The 2,569-nt window shown below is 66.1% G+C and carries 3 protein-coding genes; 2 read left to right on the forward strand and 1 reads right to left on the reverse strand.

Annotation, left to right across the window (positions count from 1 at the left end):
• Positions 1 to 717: efflux RND transporter periplasmic adaptor subunit (locus tag PHC73_RS11525; protein ID WP_300128274.1), on the reverse strand; the 717-nt coding region annotated here is incomplete at its 3' end.
• Between the two features lie 279 nt (positions 718 to 996).
• On the opposite strand from PHC73_RS11525, the gene PHC73_RS11530 reads away from it, so the two are divergent.
• Positions 997 to 2,190 (forward strand): aromatic ring-hydroxylating dioxygenase subunit alpha, encoded by a 1,194-nt coding sequence (locus tag PHC73_RS11530; protein ID WP_300128277.1) that lies wholly within the window; start codon positions 997 to 999, stop codon positions 2,188 to 2,190.
• The coding region (locus tag PHC73_RS11535) for an aromatic-ring-hydroxylating dioxygenase subunit beta (protein ID WP_300128279.1) at positions 2,187 to 2,569 on the forward strand (383 nt) is incomplete at its 3' end. The genes PHC73_RS11530 and PHC73_RS11535, both read left to right, overlap by 4 nt.

The following is a 2,569-nucleotide window of genomic DNA, read 5'->3' on the forward strand; positions in this document are numbered from 1 at the left end:
GTCGGGACCGCTGCGCTGCAGGTGCCCGGCGTCGAACTCGCGCTGCAGGCGCAGCATCTCGGCGGTCGGCCGCTGGATGTCGACGTAGATCGGGTCGAGCTGGGTGATGCGCGCCAGGGCCTGCGCCTGGCCGGTCGTGACCAGCGCGCCCTCGGTGATGAACGACTCGCTGATCACCCCGTCGATGGGCGCCTGGATGCGCGTGTAGCCGAGGTCGATGCGGGCGCTGTCGAGCGCCGCGCGTGCCGCCTGCGCGTTGGCGAGCGCCTGCTGGTAAGCGGCCTGCACGTCGTCGTTGTCCTGCTTGGGGACGGCGCCGGAGCGGGCCAGCGGCGCGAAGCGCTCGGCCTTCAGACGTGCCACCTCGGCGGCGGCGCGCGCGCGCGCGAGCTCCGCTTCGGCCCGCTGCACCGCCGCCGCATACGGGGCGGGATCGATTTGGTACAGCACCTGGCCGGCCTTGACGCTGCTGCCTTCCACGAACAAGCGTTTCTGCAGGATGCCGCTGACCTGTGGGCGCACCTCGGCGACCCGGAAGGCTGCGGTACGGCCGGGCAGCTCAGTGGTCAGCGCGAAGCGCTGCGGCTGCAGCGCGATGAAGCCCACTTCCGGCGGCGGGCGCTGGCCCTGCGGCGGCGCGGCGGGGCCGCAAGCCACCAGCGTCGCGGCGACGGCCGCCAGCAGGGTGGTTCGCGCGAGCAGTCGAAGATCATGCATGGACCGTCTCCACGGCAAGGGTTGTCGTTCTCGGAAGCGACCGGACTGACCGATCGGTCAATGTGGCAGGCGCGCCACAGGCGCCGCCGCGACCGCAGGGGCAATCCTTGTTGATTGGGGGCGCGCAAGTATACGCGCGAACGCCCGGGCCGGGCCGCGGCGGGCTTTTTCGGGAAAGCTTGATGGCAGTCAGGTGCCGTTTTGGGCACGCGCCTAGCATCGGCAGCCTCGGTATCTTCACTCGTGGGCCCGCCCGCACACCTTGGAGGAGTCGCCTCGATGACCGCCAACATCAACCTGCCGGACACCGTCATGGAGTGGCCGGCCAAGTACAACGAAATTCCCAAAGCCGTGTTCGAAGAGCCTGGCCTGTGGCGGCTCGAGCTCGAAAACATCTTCTACGGCGAGGAGTGGCACCCCATCGTGCACCGCGCCGAGATTCCGAAGCCGGGTGACTACAAGGCCGCCTTCCTCGGCGAGATGCCGATCTTCGCCGTGCACGGTGACGACGGCAAGATCCGTGTGTTCCACAACGCCTGCGCGCACCGCGGCGCCACCCTGGTGACCGACAGCGCCGGCAACAAGGCCGATTTCGAGTGCCCCTACCACCGCTGGCTGTTCAGCCGCGAGGGGGCGCTGGTCGGTTGCCCGAACAGCCAGGAGTTCTCGCCGAGCTTCAGCAAGGAAAAATTCGGCCTCAGGGAGCTGCGCAGCGAGTCGTTCGCCGAGCTGTATTTCGTCACCATGAGCGACAAGACGCCGGACCTGCGCACTTACATGACCGAAGCGGTGGCCGATCCGCTGTCGCGCGTGCTCGGCAACGGCCACAGCCTGAAGCTGCTTGGTTACCAAAAGGTTTATTACGACTGCAACTGGAAGGCCTACGTCGACAACGACGGTTACCACGCGCCGCTGTTGCACCTGGCGTTCAAGCTGCTGGGTTGGCAGGGCGGCAAGGGCGTACAGGTGGTGACCGAGAACGGTCATCTCGCCTTCGACTCGGAGCTGACCATCCCGAACAAGATCGACGCGCTCGAGGACAGCTCCATCGTGCAGTTCAAGGGTGACCCGGACAGCAAGGGCTCGATCGTGGTCAGCACCTTCCCGGTGACCGTGTTCACCAAGCACATGGACATGCTGAACGTCCGCTACGCGTTCCCGAAGGGTCCGCGCGGCGTCGAGGTGCACTACACCTATTTCGCCCGCGACGACGACAGTCCCGAGCTGGTGCGTCACCGCACGCGCCAGGCATCCAACCTGCTCGGGCCGAGCGGGTTGATCAGCCTCGAGGACGCTGCCATTTTCACCCGCATCGATCTGGGTAACCGCTCGCCAGGCAATGCCATCTTCCAGAAGGGCGTGACCGACGAGTACAAGCTCGAGTTCAACGTCAAGCAGAACGACGAATCGGGCAATCTGCCACGTTGGGAGCATTACCGCAAACGCATGGGCTTTCGGAGGGCCAAGGCATGAAGGGCATCGACAGCAAGGTGCGCGACGCCATCGAGCGACTGAATCTCGACTACATCCGTGCGCTCGACCGGCGCGACATGGACGGGTGGCTGGCCACTTTCGACAAGCCGGCCTCGTACGTGTGCATTGCCAAAGAAAACGAGGACCGCGGCCTGCCGATCGCCTATATGCTCGATGACTGCTACGAGCGCCTGCAGGACCGGGTCACGCAGGTCACCAAGATTCAGCCGGACGCCGTTGAGCACTACCAGCCGCGCCATTTCACGCAGCTGGTGGACATCCAGCACTTGGGCGGCGTGAACTACCGCGTGGAAACGCACTTCACCGTCAACTACACGCCGGCCGACACGGGGCGGACTGGCCTGCTGGCCACGGGCAC

The sequence above is a fragment of the Immundisolibacter sp. genome (assembly GCF_028696615.1).
Lineage (GTDB): Bacteria > Pseudomonadota > Gammaproteobacteria > Immundisolibacterales > Immundisolibacteraceae > Immundisolibacter.

What these genes read in the sequence shown, in the direction of transcription:
- PHC73_RS11530 (WP_300128277.1), top strand. Translation starts at nt 997, where the DNA reads ATGACCGCCAACATCAACCTGCCGGACACCGTCATGGAGTGGCCGGCC.